Source organism: Streptomyces sp. NPDC059169 (assembly GCF_042755225.1).
Lineage (GTDB): Bacteria > Actinomycetota > Actinomycetes > Streptomycetales > Streptomycetaceae > Streptomyces.
This window is the reverse complement of record NZ_JBHZCF010000001.1, coordinates 74033-90394: the sequence shown is the minus strand read 5'-3', so window position 1 is coordinate 90394 and position 16362 is coordinate 74033. Positions and strand designations below refer to the sequence as shown.

Here is a 16362-nt window from a genome sequence, read left to right as displayed (position 1 = left end):
CTGTTGCCGTATTTTCTCTTGTGGGGGAGGTGGGGACCCGGGGGTCACCTGAGTTCCTCTCATAGGCTTCACCTGGGAGGGGCCCCCCCCCCCTCAAGCCGTGCGACGCGGCCCGTTCGCGTTCCCGGCGCGCGGTCGCCCGGGCAGGACGGTGGCGCGGCCGACGGACGTCGACGGGTGCGTGAGCCGGGGGGTCGGGGACCGCGGGCGGCCCATCGGTGCCGCCGACCCGTCTCCGTGCTTCCCGGGACGACCCGCGGCGTCCCGCCGGACGGTGCCCATGGCCCGGGGCAGCAGGTCGCCGGGCACGGCGTGCCGGTGCCACCGCCCGTCGGAGCGGGGTCGCCCGGTCGGACGAGACGGTACCGAGCGGCACTCGCCAAAAGTGGTTGCGTGTCACACCGGTGTGCGGTTCCGCCGCGCAGCGGCCCGCCCTATCGTCAAGGTCATGTTCGCTGCCTACGCCGCCCGAATCGATCGGGACCAGCCGCTGAGCGGCCTCGAACTGGGTGAACGCCCGGCCCCCGAGGTGCGTCCCGGTTGGACCGCCATCACCGTCAAGGCTGCTTCCCTCAACCACCACGACCTGTGGTCGCTCCGCGGGGTGGGGCTGTCCGGGGACAAGCTCCCGATGATCCTCGGCTGTGACGCCGCGGGCGTCGACGCGGACGGGAACGAGGTGGTGCTCCACTCCGTCATCGGCCAAACGGGCCACGGCGTCGGGCCTGACGAGCCCCGCTCCATCCTCACTGAGCGTTACCAGGGGACGTTCGCCGAGCAGGTCGCCGTGCCGACCTGGAACGTCCTGCCCAAGCCGAAGGGTCTCTCCTTCGAAGAGGCCGCGTGCCTGCCGACGGCGTGGTTGACGGCCTACCGGATGTTGTTCACCAACGCCGGGGTGCGGCCCGGTGATGCGGTTCTCGTCCAGGGCGCCGGAGGTGGCGTCGCGACCGCGGCCATCGTGCTCGGCAAGGCCGCAGGACTGCGCGTGTACGCCACCAGCCGGGACGAGGCCAAGCGCAAGCGCGCGGTGGAGCTCGGCGCGGTGGACGCGTTCGAACCCGGGGGCCGGTTGCCGCAGCGCGTGGACGCCGTCATGGAGACGGTCGGCGCCGCCACCTGGTCCCACTCGGTGAAGTCCCTGCGTCCCGGCGGCACCCTGGTGATCTCCGGTGCCACCAGTGGCGACCGGCCCTCGCACGCCGAACTCACCCGGATCTTCTTCCTCGAGCTGAAGATCGTCGGCTCGACGATGGGCACGAAGGACGAGCTGGAGGATCTACTGGCCTTCTGCGCGGCCACCGGGGTCCGTCCGGTGATCGATGAGGTGCTCCCGTTGGACCGGGCGCGCGAGGGCTTCGAGAAGCTGGCCTCCGGCGAGCTGTTCGGGAAGATTGTCCTGACCGCTTCTTGATGGTTCGCCAGATGAGATGACGGGATCTCCGGCACTGCCGATCGGGCGGTGCCGGAGGTTGCCGTGCCGTCCGTCCACCGCCTGCTCCGCCGTCCCCGCCTACTCCGCCTGCTCCGCCGTCCTCGCCGGGCACCCGCGGCCCGCACGGACGACGCCCTCCGGGAGCGGGGTCCCGCCAGGGGGGTGGCGGGTCAGGCCCGTACGGAAGGCCGACCATCGGGGGTGCCGCGGCTGACCGACGACCAGGGGCGCGTGGTCACCCTTGCGGGGGTGGAACGTCGAGGACAAGCGTCGCCGTGGCGAACGGGTGCTGTCCGCCGTCACCGAGCGCCACGTCCGGGACCCTGCACGCCCGTGGACGGGGGCCGCTTCCGCAGGAGTGGGCCGCTCCCGCACGAGAGTGGGCCGATCCCGCGCGAACAAGGAGCAGACCGCTGCCCCGTGCGCGCCCGTGGTGGGGGCACGGTGTGCAACGAAAGTGAGAGCGGGCGGGCGGCGTCTACTACCGGCTGTCCTGCGGCGCCCGGGGTCGGTCACCGAGCTGCCCGCCGTCGGCGACGGGGTGGCGGATCACGGTGTCGGGGCACGCATGGATGGATGTGCGCACGGTGACCGCTGCGCGGCACGGGCGCGTGCGGGTCCATGCCCGGCCGGGTGTCAGGGCGAAGACCTTCGTCAACCAAGGTTGACGGTCGAAGGGTTGTCAATGTAGGTTGACAGCCATGACCGAAGCAACCGATCTCGCCGAGCGGGCGGGCGATCGCGACCCGCGGGTCGGGCTGAGGGCCGTCGCCGCGCTGCGCAGGCTCCTGGAGCAGCTCGAAGCCGTCCAGGTCAGAAGCGCCCGCAATCAGGGCTGGTCGTGGCAGGAGATCGCGGCTGAGTTGGGTGTCACCAGGCAGGCCGTGCACAAGAAGTACGGGAGGCAGTGATGTTCGAACGGTTCACCCGAGGCGCTCGCGCCGTCGTGACCGGGGCGGTCGCCCATGCGGAGCGGGCGGGTGCGGATGCGGTCGCGGAAGAACACCTCCTGTTGGCGCTGTTCGACCAGGAGGACACCAAGGCGTCCTTCGCGTTCCGCTCGCTGGGGATCGCGGACCTCCGGGACTCCGTGGAGTCGGAGCTGGCGGAGGCGAGGCGGCGGGGCGGGCTGTCGAAGGCTGACGCGGAGGCGCTCGCGGGCCTCGGCATCGATGTGACGGAGGTCGTCAGTCGAGTCGAACAGGCGCACGGTGCAGGGGTGTTGGCGGGAGACCAGAAGGGCAAGGGTTGGTGGGCGGGTCGCCGTTCGTTCACCCCTGAGGCCAAGAGCGCGTTGGAGAAGTCCTTGCGCATCGCGGTGGGCCGGCGGGACCGCGCCATCGGCGACGAGCACATCCTGCTGGCGCTGGCGGCCCGGCCGGGGGTCGTGGCGGAGGTCCTGGCGGACCACGGGGCGAGTTTCACGGCGCTGGAACGGGCGATGTTCCCCGCGGCCTGAGGAGGGAGGAGGCTCCGCTGGGCCGGGAGCGGCGTGCCTCGCCCCACCCCCACGGGGACCGCACGGAATCCCGGCGGTGACCCGGTCCGCCCCGTACCGCCCGCCGGCGGCGCCGCGGACGTCGCAGGCGCGCCGAGGGGACGGCCCCGGTGTGGTCCTAACGTGCCAGGACCACACCAGGGTCACGTCGCTACGGACCGCGGCGGTGCGGACCGGTGGTGCGGGCGGCGCGCGCCGCCCGCGGGCAGGGGCGCCCCGTCAGTCCCCACCGCGGAGGAGCGCCGTGATGTGGGTCGCCGCGGAGGAGAGGTGGCGGCGGGCCTCGGTCAACTGCCCCTGCGTCACGCCGTGGTCCCGCGCCGCATCGCGCACGTCGTCCCGGAACCGATCGAGCAGGCGTTCCAGGTCACGGGCGGGGTCACCGCTGTCAGCAGGCTCCTTGGCCCAGTCGGGGGCCGCCGCGTCCTGGGTCGGGTCGGGGTCCGCTCCGGCCGGTTCGGGCTTCACGTACGGCGGCCATGCCGTGTTCCGGTGCATGCCCCCGAGCTGTGCGGTGAGTTCGGCAAGACCTTCCCGTACGCCCGTCGGCCAGTCCCCGCGAGTGAAATGGTCCTGCACCTGGTGCTGCACCTGGCGGGCGATCCGCTGGACCTCCTCGCGGGCGTGCTCCTGGGCCTCCTTGGCCTGGCGCCGCGCGGCCCGTGCCTCCTCGCGGGCCCGACGGGACTCGTCCTTCGCCCTGCGGGTCTGTTCCTTCCACTCCTGGCGGGCCCGGCGGAGTTCCTCCTTCGCCGCGTGCCAGGCCTCCTTGTCGCCGAACGGCGGCTCGCCGAGATCAGGACCGCGGCGGCTCTCCGTCGCGGCTGCCCGCATCTCGCTGCGCAGCTTGCCCGCCGCGCCGCGCACGTCGTCCCTTATCTCCGCCGCCAGTTCGGACACGGACTCGCGGATCTCCAGTTCGAGGTCGGCGAGTTCACCGCTGCGGTCGGCCAATTCCCGCCGCCCGGCGTCGGTGATCGAGTACACCTTGCGGCCGCCCTCCGTGGTGTGGGTGACGAGCCCCTCGGCCTCCAGCTTGGCGAGTCGCGGGTACACGGTGCCGGCTGAGGGGGCGTACAGCCCCTGGAAGCGCTCCTCCAGCAGTCTGATCACCTCGTAGCCGTGTCGGGGTGCCTCGTCGAGCAGTTTCAGCAGGTACAGGCGTAGGCGGCCGTGAGCGAAGACGGGCGGCATGTCACAGGGCCTTTCCGGTCTCGTCGGACCGTCCGTCCTGTGTGGGCGGACGCCGCAGGAGCGCTACGGACCCGGAGACGGTGGTGGCCTTGAGGCTGCCCCGTCCCGTGCCGAGCGTCCCGGTGATCTTCTTCGACCCCCACATCCCGCTCACCCGGAGGTCCTCGAAGGCGTTCGACAGGGAACCGGTCGTCGTGTTCGCCTCGACGCGCGCGTCAGCGGGGTGCGGAAGTCTGATGGCGATCTCTCCGGAGACGCTGGTGGCGCGTACGTCCGTGGGCTTCCCGTCGAGGTCGATCACCATGTCGCCGCTGACGGACTCTGCCCGTACGGACGGGCCTGCGCCCTCGATCACGGTCAGATCGCCGGAGACCGAGGTGAAGCGCAGTTCGCCCGTGACCGACTGGGCTTCCAGGCTGCCGGAGACCGTCTCTGCGTGGACCGCGCCCGACAGGCCGACGAGGGTGGTGTCCCCGCTGACGCCGCGCACGTCGGTGCGCCCCCGGATCCCGGAGAGGACGGCGCCCGCGCCGATGACGCCGACCTCCACCGACGCATCGGCCGGGACCGCGAGGGACACGACGGCCTTGCGTTGCCAGCCCTTGCGGTCGAGCAGCTTGAGGAAGCCCTTCCAGGGAAGGTCCTCGTACGCGACCGTGAGCGCCGAGCCTTCGCGGGTCACGATCAGCGGTGGTCCGTCGAGCTCGGAGACCTCCAGGTGGGCGGCGGAACTCCCGTCGGTGGCGACCACGTTCACGGTTCCGTTGACGATGCGCACTTTCAGTGACGCCAAGGGCTCGTCGAAGGTGAGCTTCTGCGGCTCGGTGACCGTCCAAGTGGATGCGGACATGTGCTGACCTCCCTGGGCCTGCCTGGACGCAACATATCGCGTCTTCTGGGTAACACGATATATCGCGGCCTGCGGAAGTCAAGGGGCCTACCGGTGGGCCAAGGGGGCGCGCGCCCGCCGCGCTGTCCGGCGGATCCGCCCGCCGGTCGATGGAAAACCGGGACGAAAGGGGGGAAGTGTCCTAGCGTGTGGCGCATGAACGCGACATCCGCGGGCGTCCTGCTGCTCTGTCGAGCCGCGCCGGCCGACGTACGGCTCTCGGCACCCCTGCTGCGCGAACCCCTCCACCTCGCCCCGGCCGGCGACGGCTGGACCGTGCTCGTCCCGGAGGCCAGGACCCGGACGGGTGCCGGGGAGCCGGTCGACCGGATGGCCGCCGGTTGGGCCGCCGCACTCGCCGTGGGGGCGAACTGGCCCGTCCTGGCGCTGTGGTGGGACGCCGACCGGGCGGGGTACTCACTGGCATCGGGATTCCGTCGCACGGTCGACTACGTCTGGCTCGCGGACGGCACCCCCGCGGGAGAAGACGAGGCGATGAGCACGTTCGCGTCCCGGCTCGACCTCGATCCCGTCCTGGACGTGCAGGACCTGGAACGGCTCACCCGTCCCGCCTCCGACGCCGACGCCCACGCCCGGCTGAAGGCCGTCATCGCCGTCCTGGCGCGCACCGGCCTCGCCCTGCCGGCGAGGCTCACCCCGGGCGAACCGACGGAACGGCTCGGCAGCGCCGTCCGGCACCTCACGGGCGCGGAGCTCTTCGCGGGACCCGGCCTGCGGGATGCGGTACGAGCCGAGGCCCACGCCCTGCGGCAGGCTCCCGGGCCGCGCGCCCCGGCCGTCGCGCAGATCGCGGCCGGCCTGCCGATGACGGTCTGGGGACTGGCGCGCCGCAGCGCCGGCTGGACCGCCGCCGGTGTGGTCCTGCTCGTCCACGGCGTCCTGGGGATGGCTCGGGCACGCTCGTGAAGGGGGCCTCGGCGTGTCGGTCCTCCTCGCCCCTACGCGTCCTCGTCCTCGTCGTCGAGCCGAGCAAGCCAGGTGGCCAGCCGCTCGACCGGGACCTCGAAGTCGGGGTTGAGATCGACGAACGTGCGCAGCTGTTCGGCGAGCCACTCGAAGGTGACCTCCTCCTCGCCGCGCCGCTTCTCCAGTTCCTCGATGCCACGGTCGGTGAAGTACATGGCCACCAGCCTAATGGGCCTGCCGGCCACGCCCACCGGAAGCCGGGCGCACCGCCCGGCCCACTGCTGCGTGTGCCTCGCATCCGGCCCGTACGGGGGCTAATCTGCGGGGAGTTGGGGGAACGGGGGATGTCATGGACGACGGTGGGGCCGCCGACGGGACCCGGATCACGCGCATCGTCCTGCCGGATGGGACGCCGATCTGGGCGCGGATCTCCGGCGCGGAGGAGCTCGAGCGCCCGGTGGCGCCCAGCGGTCTCTCCTACAGCGACATCGGCTTCGCCGAACAGGTGCAGGCCAGGGTGGAGAGCCTGCAAGGCGTCGTGACCGGGGTCGCCCGCTCGCTCGCCGCGCCGCTGCGGGCGGTACGCCCCGACGAGGTGAGCGTCGAGTTCGGCATCGAGCTCACGGCCAAGGCGGGCAAGGTCGTGGGGCTCCTCGCCGACGGCGAGGCCAAGGGCGCCATCAAGGTCACGCTCACCTGGAACGGGGCGCCACCGGCCGACCCCCCGCCGCAACCGCCGGCGCCGCCCCTGCCCGCCCAGGTCGCCGCACCCCCCGCGCCGACCGCACCGCCGCCCGGCGCGTCCGCCGGCGCAGCGACGCACCCGGACGCGGCCGCGCGACCGGACGGCCACGGGTCATGACCACGGGGGCGACGAGGGGCGCAGGGGGCGTCCCCGACCACACCCGCCGTGCGCTGCTGAACCTCGTCATGGCCGCCACCGTGCGAATCCACGCGACCGGGCAGGGGTATGCCCCTGACGGACCGGGCGGCCCCTTCCTGGGCAGCGGCTTCTTCATCGCCCCGAGCTGGGTCCTCACGTGTGCGCACGTCGCGATGCAGGGGGAGGGGCGCGAGGTGACCGTGGTCTTCGAGACGGGACCGGGCAGCGGCGAGACCTCCGTGGCCGGCACGGTCGTGGCGGCCCTCCCCGACAACTGCGCCCGCGGCGGTGCGCCAACCGGTGGTTGGCCCGCCCCCGACCTGGCGCTCATCCGACTGTTGCGGCCGGCGGAGCACGCCTGCGTCTACGTCACGGAGCGCCCGACGGCCCTGCTGGAGGGCGGATCGGTCCTCTACTCGGGGTGGACGGTCGTGGACGGGCGGCCGAAACGGCTCAGCGGACGCTGTGAGGTCATGGGCACCTTCGGCGGGTGGGCCGACGCCGACGAACAGGTCCGGCTCGACGGCGACTGGCTCGTGCCGGGTGTCTCCGGCGCCCCCGCGGTGGACCTGGCACGCGGCGAGGTCGTCGGTGTGATCAAGACGCGCCTCGACGGCGCCCGGGGCGGGACCTCCGTCGGCATCGAACGGCTCCGCTCGATGCCGGTGCCCACGGCCGCGCTCACCTCCGAGACCGATGACGTCTACCACGCCGTCTTCCACGCCCACGACCGTTACCACGCCGATCGGCACACCAGCCCCGTCGGCACCGACAGCACGTGGGCGGACGTCCAGAGCGATCTGCACGCCGGGGCCGCAGGGCGTGTCCTCACCCCCCAGCAGCGCGTCGACCTGCTCGGCAAGCTCGCCGACTTCCCTCCCCCGGTGAGCACCCACAGCCTGCTCGACCTCCTGGAGCGGCTCCCCGGCATCCATCCGCGTGACCACCGTCCCGCGCCGCGCGGTTGGCGCGACGGCCTCGGCACGCTGTACGAGGCGCGGGGCGGGAACGGTGCGCTGGAGCTCGTCCTGCGGTACTGCATGAGCGTCATCGCGGCCGAGCGCCCGTACGCAGCCCCGTCCGCCGTGACGGCGGAGAAGTCCCTCTGGGACTGGGCGAAGCGGCTCGCCGACGACCGGCTGTCCAGGGACTTCCGCAATGAGATCGCCCTGCAGTGGCGCACCCACCGCGCGGACCGCGAGCACCACCGGGTGCCACCCCCGTCTCCCGCACCCGCCCGGCACCGGGAGCGCCCCTTCGTCCTGCTGGAACTGGAGGAGCGCGGTTGGGAACGGGACCGCTACGACTGGCGGGTCGGGGTCTCCCGCCACGCCGGGGACGTCCTGCCCGTCGCCGAGGACAGCCGTGGCACTGCCCTCGACGCCCTCCCGGCCAGAATCGCGGCGCCCCTCGGCGAGGCCTTCCGCCGCTGCGACGAACCGGACGACCCCGCCGTCCTCCAGGTCGCGGTGGCCCGGACGCTGCTCGGGCTGGACGTCGACGGCTGGCAGGTGCCACCGGACGGGCCCCCGCTCGGCGTCGTGCGCCCCGTCGTCGTGCGCTGCTCCGACCTCGAACCGCCCCTGACGGAGGACGAGGCGACGGAACGGCTCGCCCGGTGGAACCGCACGGCGAGCGCACTGATGCGCGCCGCGGTCGTCGACTGCGAGGGCGGATTGCGGGTACCCGTCCCGGAGGTGGTGGAACTGCGTGCCCTGGCGCATGAAACGGTCCCGGTCCTCTGCCGCTACGGCACCAGACCCGACCCGGACTCCGCCGCGGGGCTCGTGCGCGTACTCGACGGCGGCTTCGGGGTGGCGCTGTGGCGGCGCGCCGACGGAAGGTCCGACGGTGTCTGCACGGAGTTCCACCGGCGGACGGCCGACACCGTCGTCGAGGCGGGGACGGTCGGCCGCCTGCCGCACACGGTCCTCGCCCTGAGACGGGGCGTGCGGGCGGGCCGTGCGGAGACGTTCTGGTCGGACGGCGTCGCCCTGCTCTGGGACGACCCGCACCACCCCCTGCCCGGCGCCGGCCAGTTGCTGGAGGCACCGTGACCCGCCGGGCCGGTCATCCCCTTACGGGGGGTACGACGGATCGATACCGTAAGGCACGTTCGGCGGCCTCCTGCGGACGAGTGACGACGAGGAACACGCTATGAGCGAACCCAGCGAGTGGCTCATCTACCGAGGGGCCGGCGAACCGCACGAGGGCATAGAGCACCTGCCGCCCCCGCCGCCCTGGCGGGACTTCGCGAGCCGGCACCAAGCCGCCGGCGACGGTGCGCCGGGTACCCGCACGGACGGCTCGGCCGACCGCAGGCTCGGTGCCCACCGGTACGTTGCCGAACTCCACCGTCCGGGCGCCGAAGAACTGGAAATGATCAACGCCGCGCTCTATCTGCGACGTCCCCTGCTCGTCACCGGAAGCCCCGGTGCGGGCAAGAGCACCCTGGCCCACTCGGTCGCCCACGAGCTGGGCCTCGGAAGGGTGCTGCGGTGGCCGATCGTCAGCCGCTCCACCCTCCAGGACGGCCTCTACCACTACGACGCGATCGCCCGGCTGCAGGACGTCCAGATCGCCGCGCACAGCGCCGCGGCAGGAGCGACGGCGGCCGAGGACATCGGCAGCTACCTCAGGTTGGGCCCGCTGGGCACCGCGCTGCTGCCGTCGGACCGGCCCCGCGTCCTGCTCATCGACGAGCTCGACAAGAGCGACATCGACCTGCCGAACGACCTGCTCAACGTGCTGGAGGAAGGCGAGTTCGGCATTCCGGAGCTGGAGCGCATCGCCGACCGGCTGCCGGACGGCCGGGCCCAGGTCCTCACCGACGACGGAACCAGGGCGACCGTGACGGCCGGGCGGGTGCAGTGCAGGGCCTTCCCGTTCGTGGTCCTCACGAGCAACGGCGAGCGCGACTTCCCGGCCCCGCTGATGCGCCGCTGCATCCACCTGGAGCTCGGACGTCCGGACCACCAGAGGCTCGCCACGTTCGTGCGCGCCCACCTCGGCGACGAGGCGGCACGGTCGGGAGAGGACCTCATCGCCCACTTCCTCGAGCGGTCCCGCAGCGAACTGCTGGCCACCGACCAGCTGCTGAACGCCATCTACCTCACCGACGCGGCCGCACCCGCGGGCCGCGACCGCCTGGCCGACCTGCTCATCCAGCGACTCGACCGGCCGAGGTGATGCGCTGATGCCCGGGGCAGGCGCACGGCACGGGCCGGCCGGTCCGCCGGGCGGCGACCGGCCGGGCCGGCACGAACGGGAACTGCTGCCCGCTCTCGTCGCGCGGCTGCGCGCCGCGGGGCTCGACCCCGATGCCGAACAGCTCTGCGACGTGCTCTGGCTTGCCCAGTGGACCCGCGGCGCGGAGCCACCGCCGGAACGGGGTCCGGTGTCGGCGGTGCCGAGCACGGACGACCGAGGGGAAACGGACCGTCCGCCCATCGGAGGACGCCGCCCCCTGCCGTCCGCGCAGGACACCGCCGACACCGGACCCACGCCCCGCCCGGACGTCACGGGCGGTGACCGTCGCATCGCCCTCTATCCCGTACCGCGGGGCGCGGCGGCCCACGGCGAGGACGCGGTGCGCGCGGGGGCGGCGGTCCTCCCGGTGGGAGTGCCGGCCGCCCCCGCTCTCCCCGCTCCACTCGAACTACAGCGCGCCCTGAGGCCGTTGCAGCGTTACCGGCCTCCCGCGCCGCCGCTGCGCAGCTGCCTGGACGAGGCGGCGACCGCGGAGGAGAGCGCCCGGGCAGGTGGGCTGATCATCCCGGTGTTCCGCGCAGTCGAACGCGCCGACGCATTACTCCAGTTCGTCATGGACGCCTCTTCCTCGATGCGGGTGTGGCACCGGCTGTTCGGAGAGCTGCAATACGTCTTCGGACAGTTGGGGGCCTTCAGGGACGTCCAGGTGCGCTATCTGCACCAGGGGCCGGACGGCCTGCCCGCCGTCAGCCGCAGCCTCGACCCGACCGCCGCCCCGCTGCACTCCGTGGACCGGCTCAGCGATCCCACGGGACGCCACGTCACCGTCGTGCTCAGCGACTGTGCGGGGCCGCTGTGGCGCAGCGGGCACGCCCACCGCCTGCTTCACCGGCTGGCCCGCCAGGCTCCTGCCGCCGTCGTCCAGCCGCTGCCGCAGCGGATGTGGAACCGCACCCGGATGCCCGTCACCCACGGGGCGCTGTCCCGTGGCGAAGGCCCCGCCGGAGCGGCCCTGCTGAAGGTCACCGGAGGGACGACCGCCGCACGGCGACCGGTCGTGGGAGAGCTCCCGGTGCCCGTCCTCCCGCCGGTCGCCGGCGCACTCGGAGCCTGGGCCACGTTGCTGTCGGGCGCCGGCGCGGGCCGGGTGTCCGGGACCGTCGGCTGGGTGCGCGCCGACCACCCCGCGGCACCCACCGCCCGGCCCGGCCGCCGGCCGTCCTCCCTCCAACTGGTCAGCGGCTTCAGGTCGGCGGCCTCTCCGGCCGCGGGACAGCTGGCGGTCTACCTGGCGGCGGCCCCGCTGTACCTTCCGGTCATGCAGTTGGTCCAGCGCACGATGCTGCCCGACTCGGGCCCCTCCGAACTCGCCGAAGTACTGCTCAGCGGGCTGCTGTCCCGAGCCAAGGGGGACGGCCGGGACGACGGCCTGTGGTACGAGTTCGCCCCGGGTGTCCAGGAGGCACTGCTCGGTCCGCTGGCCCGGGACGAGGCCCTGCTCGTGCTCAAGCACTGTTCGGAGTACATCGAGCAGCGCTTCGGCAGGGGCGGTCCGAACTTCCCCGCCCTCGCCCTCGCCCAACTCGACGACGGCAGGCACGGCCCCCACCGGAGCGCCCACCCGGTCGACGCCGCCGTGGACGGAACGGAGCCGGGCGACGGCCGAACGCAGCGCGTCCCGCACCCCTTCGCCGAAGTCGCGGCGCGTGTCCTGGAACGCTTCATGCCGCTGCCCGAGCAGTTCGTCCCGTACGGACCGGTCGGGCCGCCCGCGGCCGGCAGGCGGCGGGACGCGGCGGTGGAGCACGCCCGCTCACTGCTCAGGCAGTTCGATTCCGACCGCATGGTGCAGTACCTGATGGATGCTGTGCAGCTGCTGCGCGGCGCCACCGAGCGGGAGCAGCGGGCCGGCTCCGACCCGGAGCTGTGGGCCGAGTTCGCCCGCTGCCTGCTGCGGTTGTGGGAGGTGCAGGGCGGCGGGGAGCTGCTGCAGGAGGCCGAGCGGGCCGCCGAACGGGCCTGTGCGCATCCGGGTGCGGTACGAGAACGCGCCGTGCTGGCCAAGGTGCTGCATGCCGCGGCCGAGGACCTGCGGCGCCGGGGCGACCGGCGCGGCGCCCTGGAGCTGCTGCGGCGCGCCGACCGTGAGTACACGGCGGCCTGTGCGGCGCCCGGCCTCGACCCGGAGGAGGCGCTGCGGCTGACCCTGGAACGGGTGCGCGCCCTGGAGGCCCAGTGGTGCCTCGGCGGGGACAGCGCCCTGCTGCAGGGAGCGGTCGGCATGCTGGAAGCGTTCGCGGACGTCTGGCCCGACCGGCAGAACCGGCCCGTCAGCCTGCCGCTCGCGCACGGCAGGACCCTGCTGCGGCTCTCCGGGGCGACCACCGACCCCGACCAGTCGCGGGTGTACGCCGGGCAGGCGGCCCGCTCGCTGCGGACGGCGTTCGCCGCCGGCGGGGGGCACACCCTGGGCACGCAGACGCGGACGCTGCTGGACCTGGTGGACGCCCTGCTGCTGTCCGGGGAGGCGGAGGAGGCCGGGGCGCTGGTCGAGCAGGCCCTGCAGACGGCTGGTGAGCCGCGGCTTCGCGCCTCGCTGCAGACGCGCGCCGGCCGGGTCGGTGTCCGCCGTTACGAGCGGTCGGGGGACCCGGACCTGCTGGTGCAGGCGGCCCACTGGTTCTCGCTCGCCGCCCGCGGAGTGCCGCGCGACTCCCAGGAGCACGCGGATCTCCTCGCCGAGTGGGGCGCCGCCCTGCTCAGGCGCGCGGAACTCCCGGACGGTTCCGCCCGTCTCGGGGCCGCCGTACGGGTGCTGCGGGACTGCAGGACGGAGACGGCGACGGGCAGTCCGCACCAGGCCCAGCGGCTGCTGATGCTGGGCCGTGCGCTGATGTTGCGGCACCGCGCCACCGATGACCGGGTGGACCTGCGGGAGGCGGAACACCTCTTCGGGCTCGCCGCCCGGGGGGCACGCGATCCGTTGACCGCGGCGGGCTGTTGGCTGGAGCTGGGCAAGTCCCATCTGGTGGCTTACGACAGCCTGGGCAGGCCGGCGCGGTTGGACGAGGCGGCGGAGGCGTTCCGCGAGGCCGCGGAGGCCGCGAGGACCGCCGGAGCGGAGTCGGACGGTCCGCAACAGCGCGAAGAGGCGACCGTTTTGCGTGCTAGGGCCAACCATTGGCGGGGTAGGACCTATGAGGAGGCCGGCCGGCCCAGGGCCGCACGCGAGGCGTACCGGGCAGCCGGCCAGGACTGGCGCCGCCTGCCGGACGGCGGCGGCGAGGAGGGCGAAGCCACCGCGGGGCGGCTGGCCGAGCTGGAGCGGTGAACGAGCGCCGGGAGTGGCCGGCGCGGCGGCTGGAGCGAACGCTTCGGCCGGGTACGCGGTCGTGCGACGGCGAACGGGAGGCATGATGGGCGAGTCAGCGGCGGAGGACACCCAGCGGCAGCACGAACTGCCGGACCTGCTGGGCCTGGACCTGGAGGGACTGCGCAGGCTCGACCACCCGGTGCTCACCGAGGTGCTGGCGGACCTGCGCGACCGGGCCGAACGGCCGCGGGAGATGCTGTGGGGCTTCACGAACGCCTTCTGACCGGCGGCCCCGAGCGCCGCGCCCGCACGTTTTTGGCCCGGGGCTCCGGGTGAACAGGACAACCTGTACCGGTCCGGGTTTGTGGGCAGGACGCACCAGGGATACTCGCCTCGGACCGGCAGCGGTGGCCGTCCCACGGGCCGTACAGCATGGGGGTGCCGGAGTGTCGCGTCGTTCCGTGCCCCGGGTGCCCTTCGGGCAGTTCATCGTCAAGGTGCACGGCCGTTGCAATCTCGCCTGCCGGTACTGCTACCTCTACGAGGGGCCGGACCGCACGTGGCGGAGCCGCCCCGCGGCCGCCGGCCCCGAGGTGCTCGACCGCACGGCCGCCCGCATCGCCGAGCACGCCGCCGCGCACGCCCTGCACGGTCTCTCGCTCGTCCTGCACGGCGGGGAACCACTCCTCGCCGGTCCCGCGCGGCTGGCGGCCTTCACCCGGCTGGTACGCGACCGGGTGCCGAGGGGCTGCACCGTCCGGGCGACGGTACAGACCAACGCGACGCTGCTCACCGATGCGAAGATCGCCGTCCTCGCCCGGCAACGCATCGGTATCGGCCTGAGCCTCGACGGTGGACTGCCCGCTCACAACGCCCTGCGCACCGACCGCGCCGGACGCCCTTCCTGGCCGGCGGCCGCGCGCGGGGCCAGGCTGCTCGCCGCGCACCACCCGGACGCGTATGCCGGGATCCTCACCGTCGTCGCCCCGCGGACCGACCCCGTCGAGACGTACGAGTCGCTCCTGGAGCTGCGGCCGCCCGCCCTGGACTTGCTGCTGCCGCATGGCAACTGGTCGAACCCCCCACCGGGCCTGGACCCGGGGAGCGGGACGACACCGTACGGAGACTGGCTCGCTGCCGTCTTCGACCGGTGGTGGGCTGCCGGCCGGCGGGAGACCCGGGTCCGGCTCTTCGAGGAGTGCCTCGCCCTCCTGCTGGGGCTCCCCGGCGCCACCGAGTCCCTCGGGCTCGACCCGGTGAGCGCCGTCGTGGTGGAGACGGACGGTGCCATCGAGCAGGTCGACTCCCTCAAGTCCGCCTACGACACGGCCGCCGCCACCGGACTCGACGTCTTCCGCCACACCTTCGACGACGCCCTCGACCACCCGGGGATCGCCGCCCGGCAGGCGGGCGCGGCCGCCCTCGGCGCCGAGTGCCGGGCCTGCCCGCTGCTCACCGTCTGCGGGGGCGGCCACTACGCCCACCGCTACCGGGAGGGCCGCGGATTCACCGACCGCTCCGTTTACTGCGCCGACCTCGACCGGCTGATCCGCCATGTCGCGGCGCGACTGGCCGAGTGCACCACGGGAGCCCCCCGGTGAGTTCCGCCACACCCGTCGTCCCCGCCGTTCCGGAGACCGCACTGCGTGAACTCGGCCGTACGGAAGGCGGTCCGCGGTCCCTCGGTCTGCTCGTCCGCGACCAGCACACGCGTCGGCTCGTCCTGCTGCGCGCGATCCTCGACGCCGCCCACGCTGCGCCGGCAGCCGTGTGCCCACCGGACCTGTTGCACCGGTTGGACGACGACTGGGCGCTGCTGGAGGCGGCGGAGCGCGCGGATCGTGCGGCCGTGCGCGAGTTGCTGATGTACCCGCTGGCCGGGCCGTGGGCCCAGCGCTGCCTTTACGGACTCGGTGCACGGTCGGCTCCTTCCCGCGAACTCCACGCGGACCTCGCCCACTTCGGGGCGCTGGCGGTGACCGGAGCGATCCGCGCCGGGCTGTCCGGGACGGCACGCCTCGGCAGCCGTGGCGACCTCCTGGTCCTCCCGACCCTGGGGACCGTCCGGACGCAGCCCGGCCGAGACGTCGACATCCGTTTCGGAGAGGGGGTGTTGACGGTACGCCCGGCCGCGGGAACGGAGTTCACCATCGCGGTGCGTCCCGAGCCGGAAGCCGTACCGGCGGGTGTCGGGGACCCGCGCTGGCGACCTGCGTTGTCCCTGCCGGCCGTCCTGCCCAACGGCCGTCCCGTGCCGCTGGACGACGTTCACCCCTACCGCACCGCGGGGAGCGGTCTGGAGCGCCACGGGCTCAGGCCCGCCGCGGGGCTCGACCACCGTCAGCGGACGGCCTGGATCCGCGCTTGGTCCGGAATCGAGCCGCTGCTCCGCATCGGCGGCGAGCACCGCACCGCCGAAGCGGCAACCCTGCTGCGGTGCCTCGTGCCGCTCGCCCCGCCGCCCGGCTCCTCGGAGAGCGCCTCGCACTGCAGCGGCACCCGACTCGAGGCCTTCGGCGCGGTGCTCAGCAGCCAGCCGTCCACGTCCGCCTACTTCGCGGCGACCCTGGTCCACGAGCTCCAGCACACCAAGCTCGCCGCCCTGAGCGAGCTCGTCCCGCTGCACCACGAGGACGCCGAACCGCGGCACTTCGCACCCTGGCGTCCCGACCCCCGTCCCTTCGACGGCCTGTTCCAGGGGGCCTACTCGCACCTCGCGCTCGCCGACTACTGGCAGCGCTTCGCCGTCGCCGCGCGGAACGTGCCGCACCGTGACATGGCATGGGCCGAGCATGCCCGTTGCCGTGCGCAGGTGGGCGCGGTGCTGCCCGTGCTGGCGGGCTCGGGAACCCTCACCGGGGAGGGGCGGACCGTGGTCAACGAAATGATCGCGCTCTTCCACCAATTGGACGAACGTCCGCCTCCTTCGGGGCACTTGGCGAGGGCGGCGGCATACGTGGACACCGCGCGCGTGATCTGGTTCCAGCGGAACGGACCGCAGCGGTGACACCGC

Annotated in this window: 14 protein-coding genes and 1 pseudogene; 12 read left to right on the top strand and 3 right to left on the bottom strand. The window is 73.6% G+C overall.

Annotated features, from left to right (window positions below; all coding sequences use genetic code 11):
- Positions 1 to 448: 448 nt before the first annotated feature.
- The 4 genes and pseudogenes from ACFXOM_RS00360 (at position 449) to ACFXOM_RS00345 (ending at position 2894) form a co-directional block, all read left to right on the top strand.
- Complete coding sequence (locus ACFXOM_RS00360) at positions 449 to 1414, top strand: zinc-binding dehydrogenase (RefSeq protein WP_384931696.1); 966 nt, start codon at positions 449 to 451, stop codon at positions 1412 to 1414.
- 183 nt (positions 1415 to 1597) lie between these two features.
- Positions 1598 to 1757, top strand: a pseudogene (locus tag ACFXOM_RS00355) (endoglycoceramidase); the annotation flags it as partial.
- Between the two features lie 379 nt (positions 1758 to 2136).
- The gene (locus ACFXOM_RS00350) at positions 2137 to 2346 is read left to right on the top strand and encodes an HTH domain-containing protein (protein ID WP_329413495.1); all 210 of its coding nucleotides are present in this window, start codon (positions 2137 to 2139) and stop codon (positions 2344 to 2346) included.
- Complete coding sequence (locus tag ACFXOM_RS00345; RefSeq protein ID WP_385036655.1) at positions 2346 to 2894, top strand: Clp protease N-terminal domain-containing protein; 549 nt, start codon at positions 2346 to 2348, stop codon at positions 2892 to 2894. Before ACFXOM_RS00350 ends, ACFXOM_RS00345 begins: the two co-directional genes overlap by 1 nt.
- A gap of 258 nt (positions 2895 to 3152) precedes the next feature.
- Here the strand turns inward: ACFXOM_RS00345 and ACFXOM_RS00340 are convergent, their stop codons facing one another.
- Together ACFXOM_RS00340 and ACFXOM_RS00335 are read right to left on the bottom strand one after the other, a co-directional pair.
- Positions 3153 to 4127, bottom strand: coding sequence for a PadR family transcriptional regulator (locus tag ACFXOM_RS00340; RefSeq protein ID WP_384931692.1), 975 nt, complete (start codon positions 4125 to 4127; stop codon positions 3153 to 3155).
- Position 4128: 1 nt separating this feature from the next.
- Positions 4129 to 4977 (bottom strand): DUF4097 domain-containing protein, encoded by an 849-nt coding sequence (locus ACFXOM_RS00335; protein ID WP_384931689.1) that lies wholly within the window; start codon positions 4975 to 4977, stop codon positions 4129 to 4131.
- Between the two features lie 195 nt (positions 4978 to 5172).
- Here ACFXOM_RS00335 and ACFXOM_RS00330 point away from each other — a divergent pair, with 195 nt between their 5' ends.
- Complete coding sequence (locus ACFXOM_RS00330; RefSeq protein ID WP_385036653.1) at positions 5173 to 5943, top strand: hypothetical protein; 771 nt, start codon at positions 5173 to 5175, stop codon at positions 5941 to 5943.
- A gap of 32 nt (positions 5944 to 5975) precedes the next feature.
- On the opposite strand, the gene ACFXOM_RS00325 is transcribed toward ACFXOM_RS00330, so the two are convergent.
- Complete coding sequence (locus tag ACFXOM_RS00325; RefSeq protein WP_351167062.1) at positions 5976 to 6158, bottom strand: DUF6104 family protein; 183 nt, start codon at positions 6156 to 6158, stop codon at positions 5976 to 5978.
- 134 nt (positions 6159 to 6292) lie between these two features.
- On the opposite strand from ACFXOM_RS00325, the gene ACFXOM_RS00320 reads away from it, so the two are divergent.
- From ACFXOM_RS00320 to ACFXOM_RS00290, 7 genes are all read left to right on the top strand, one after another.
- Positions 6293 to 6805 (top strand): CU044_2847 family protein, encoded by a 513-nt coding sequence (locus ACFXOM_RS00320; protein ID WP_384931683.1) that lies wholly within the window; start codon positions 6293 to 6295, stop codon positions 6803 to 6805.
- A complete protein-coding gene (locus ACFXOM_RS00315) occupies positions 6802 to 8883 on the top strand; it encodes a trypsin-like peptidase domain-containing protein (protein ID WP_385036651.1) in 2082 nt (693 codons plus the stop codon). Before ACFXOM_RS00320 ends, ACFXOM_RS00315 begins: the two co-directional genes overlap by 4 nt.
- A gap of 100 nt (positions 8884 to 8983) precedes the next feature.
- Positions 8984 to 10015, top strand: a complete 1032-nt coding sequence (locus tag ACFXOM_RS00310) for an AAA family ATPase (RefSeq protein WP_384931677.1) — start codon at positions 8984 to 8986, stop codon at positions 10013 to 10015.
- A 7-nt stretch (positions 10016 to 10022) separates the two neighbouring features.
- Positions 10023 to 13367, top strand: a complete 3345-nt coding sequence (locus ACFXOM_RS00305; RefSeq protein ID WP_385036649.1) for an SAV_2336 N-terminal domain-related protein — start codon at positions 10023 to 10025, stop codon at positions 13365 to 13367.
- Positions 13368 to 13452: 85 nt separating this feature from the next.
- Entirely contained in the window at positions 13453 to 13632 is a 180-nt protein-coding gene (gene fxsA / locus ACFXOM_RS00300; protein ID WP_384931672.1) for an FxSxx-COOH cyclophane-containing RiPP peptide, read from the top strand.
- 163 nt (positions 13633 to 13795) lie between these two features.
- Positions 13796 to 14950 (top strand): FxsB family cyclophane-forming radical SAM/SPASM peptide maturase, encoded by a 1155-nt coding sequence (locus tag ACFXOM_RS00295; RefSeq protein ID WP_384931669.1) that lies wholly within the window; start codon positions 13796 to 13798, stop codon positions 14948 to 14950.
- Entirely contained in the window at positions 14947 to 16356 is a 1410-nt protein-coding gene (locus tag ACFXOM_RS00290; protein WP_384931666.1) for an HEXXH motif domain-containing protein, read from the top strand. The genes ACFXOM_RS00295 and ACFXOM_RS00290 overlap by 4 nt, the downstream gene beginning before the upstream one ends.
- Positions 16357 to 16362: the final 6 nt, after the last annotated feature.

Excerpts from the sequence above, each read along its gene's own strand:
- ACFXOM_RS00360 (WP_384931696.1), top strand. The coding sequence starts at position 449 with ATGTTCGCTGCCTACGCCGCCCGAATCGATCGGGACCAGCCGCTGAGC.
- ACFXOM_RS00350 (WP_329413495.1), top strand. The coding sequence starts at position 2,137 with ATGACCGAAGCAACCGATCTCGCCGAGCGGGCGGGCGATCGCGACCCG.
- ACFXOM_RS00345 (WP_385036655.1), top strand. The coding sequence starts at position 2,346 with ATGTTCGAACGGTTCACCCGAGGCGCTCGCGCCGTCGTGACCGGGGCG.
- ACFXOM_RS00340 (WP_384931692.1), bottom strand. The coding sequence starts at position 4,127 with ATGCCGCCCGTCTTCGCTCACGGCCGCCTACGCCTGTACCTGCTGAAA.
- ACFXOM_RS00335 (WP_384931689.1), bottom strand. The coding sequence starts at position 4,977 with ATGTCCGCATCCACTTGGACGGTCACCGAGCCGCAGAAGCTCACCTTC.
- ACFXOM_RS00330 (WP_385036653.1), top strand. The coding sequence starts at position 5,173 with ATGAACGCGACATCCGCGGGCGTCCTGCTGCTCTGTCGAGCCGCGCCG.
- ACFXOM_RS00325 (WP_351167062.1), bottom strand. The coding sequence starts at position 6,158 with ATGTACTTCACCGACCGTGGCATCGAGGAACTGGAGAAGCGGCGCGGC.
- ACFXOM_RS00320 (WP_384931683.1), top strand. The coding sequence starts at position 6,293 with ATGGACGACGGTGGGGCCGCCGACGGGACCCGGATCACGCGCATCGTC.
- ACFXOM_RS00315 (WP_385036651.1), top strand. The coding sequence starts at position 6,802 with ATGACCACGGGGGCGACGAGGGGCGCAGGGGGCGTCCCCGACCACACC.
- ACFXOM_RS00310 (WP_384931677.1), top strand. The coding sequence starts at position 8,984 with ATGAGCGAACCCAGCGAGTGGCTCATCTACCGAGGGGCCGGCGAACCG.
- ACFXOM_RS00305 (WP_385036649.1), top strand. The coding sequence starts at position 10,023 with ATGCCCGGGGCAGGCGCACGGCACGGGCCGGCCGGTCCGCCGGGCGGC.
- fxsA (WP_384931672.1), top strand. The coding sequence starts at position 13,453 with ATGGGCGAGTCAGCGGCGGAGGACACCCAGCGGCAGCACGAACTGCCG.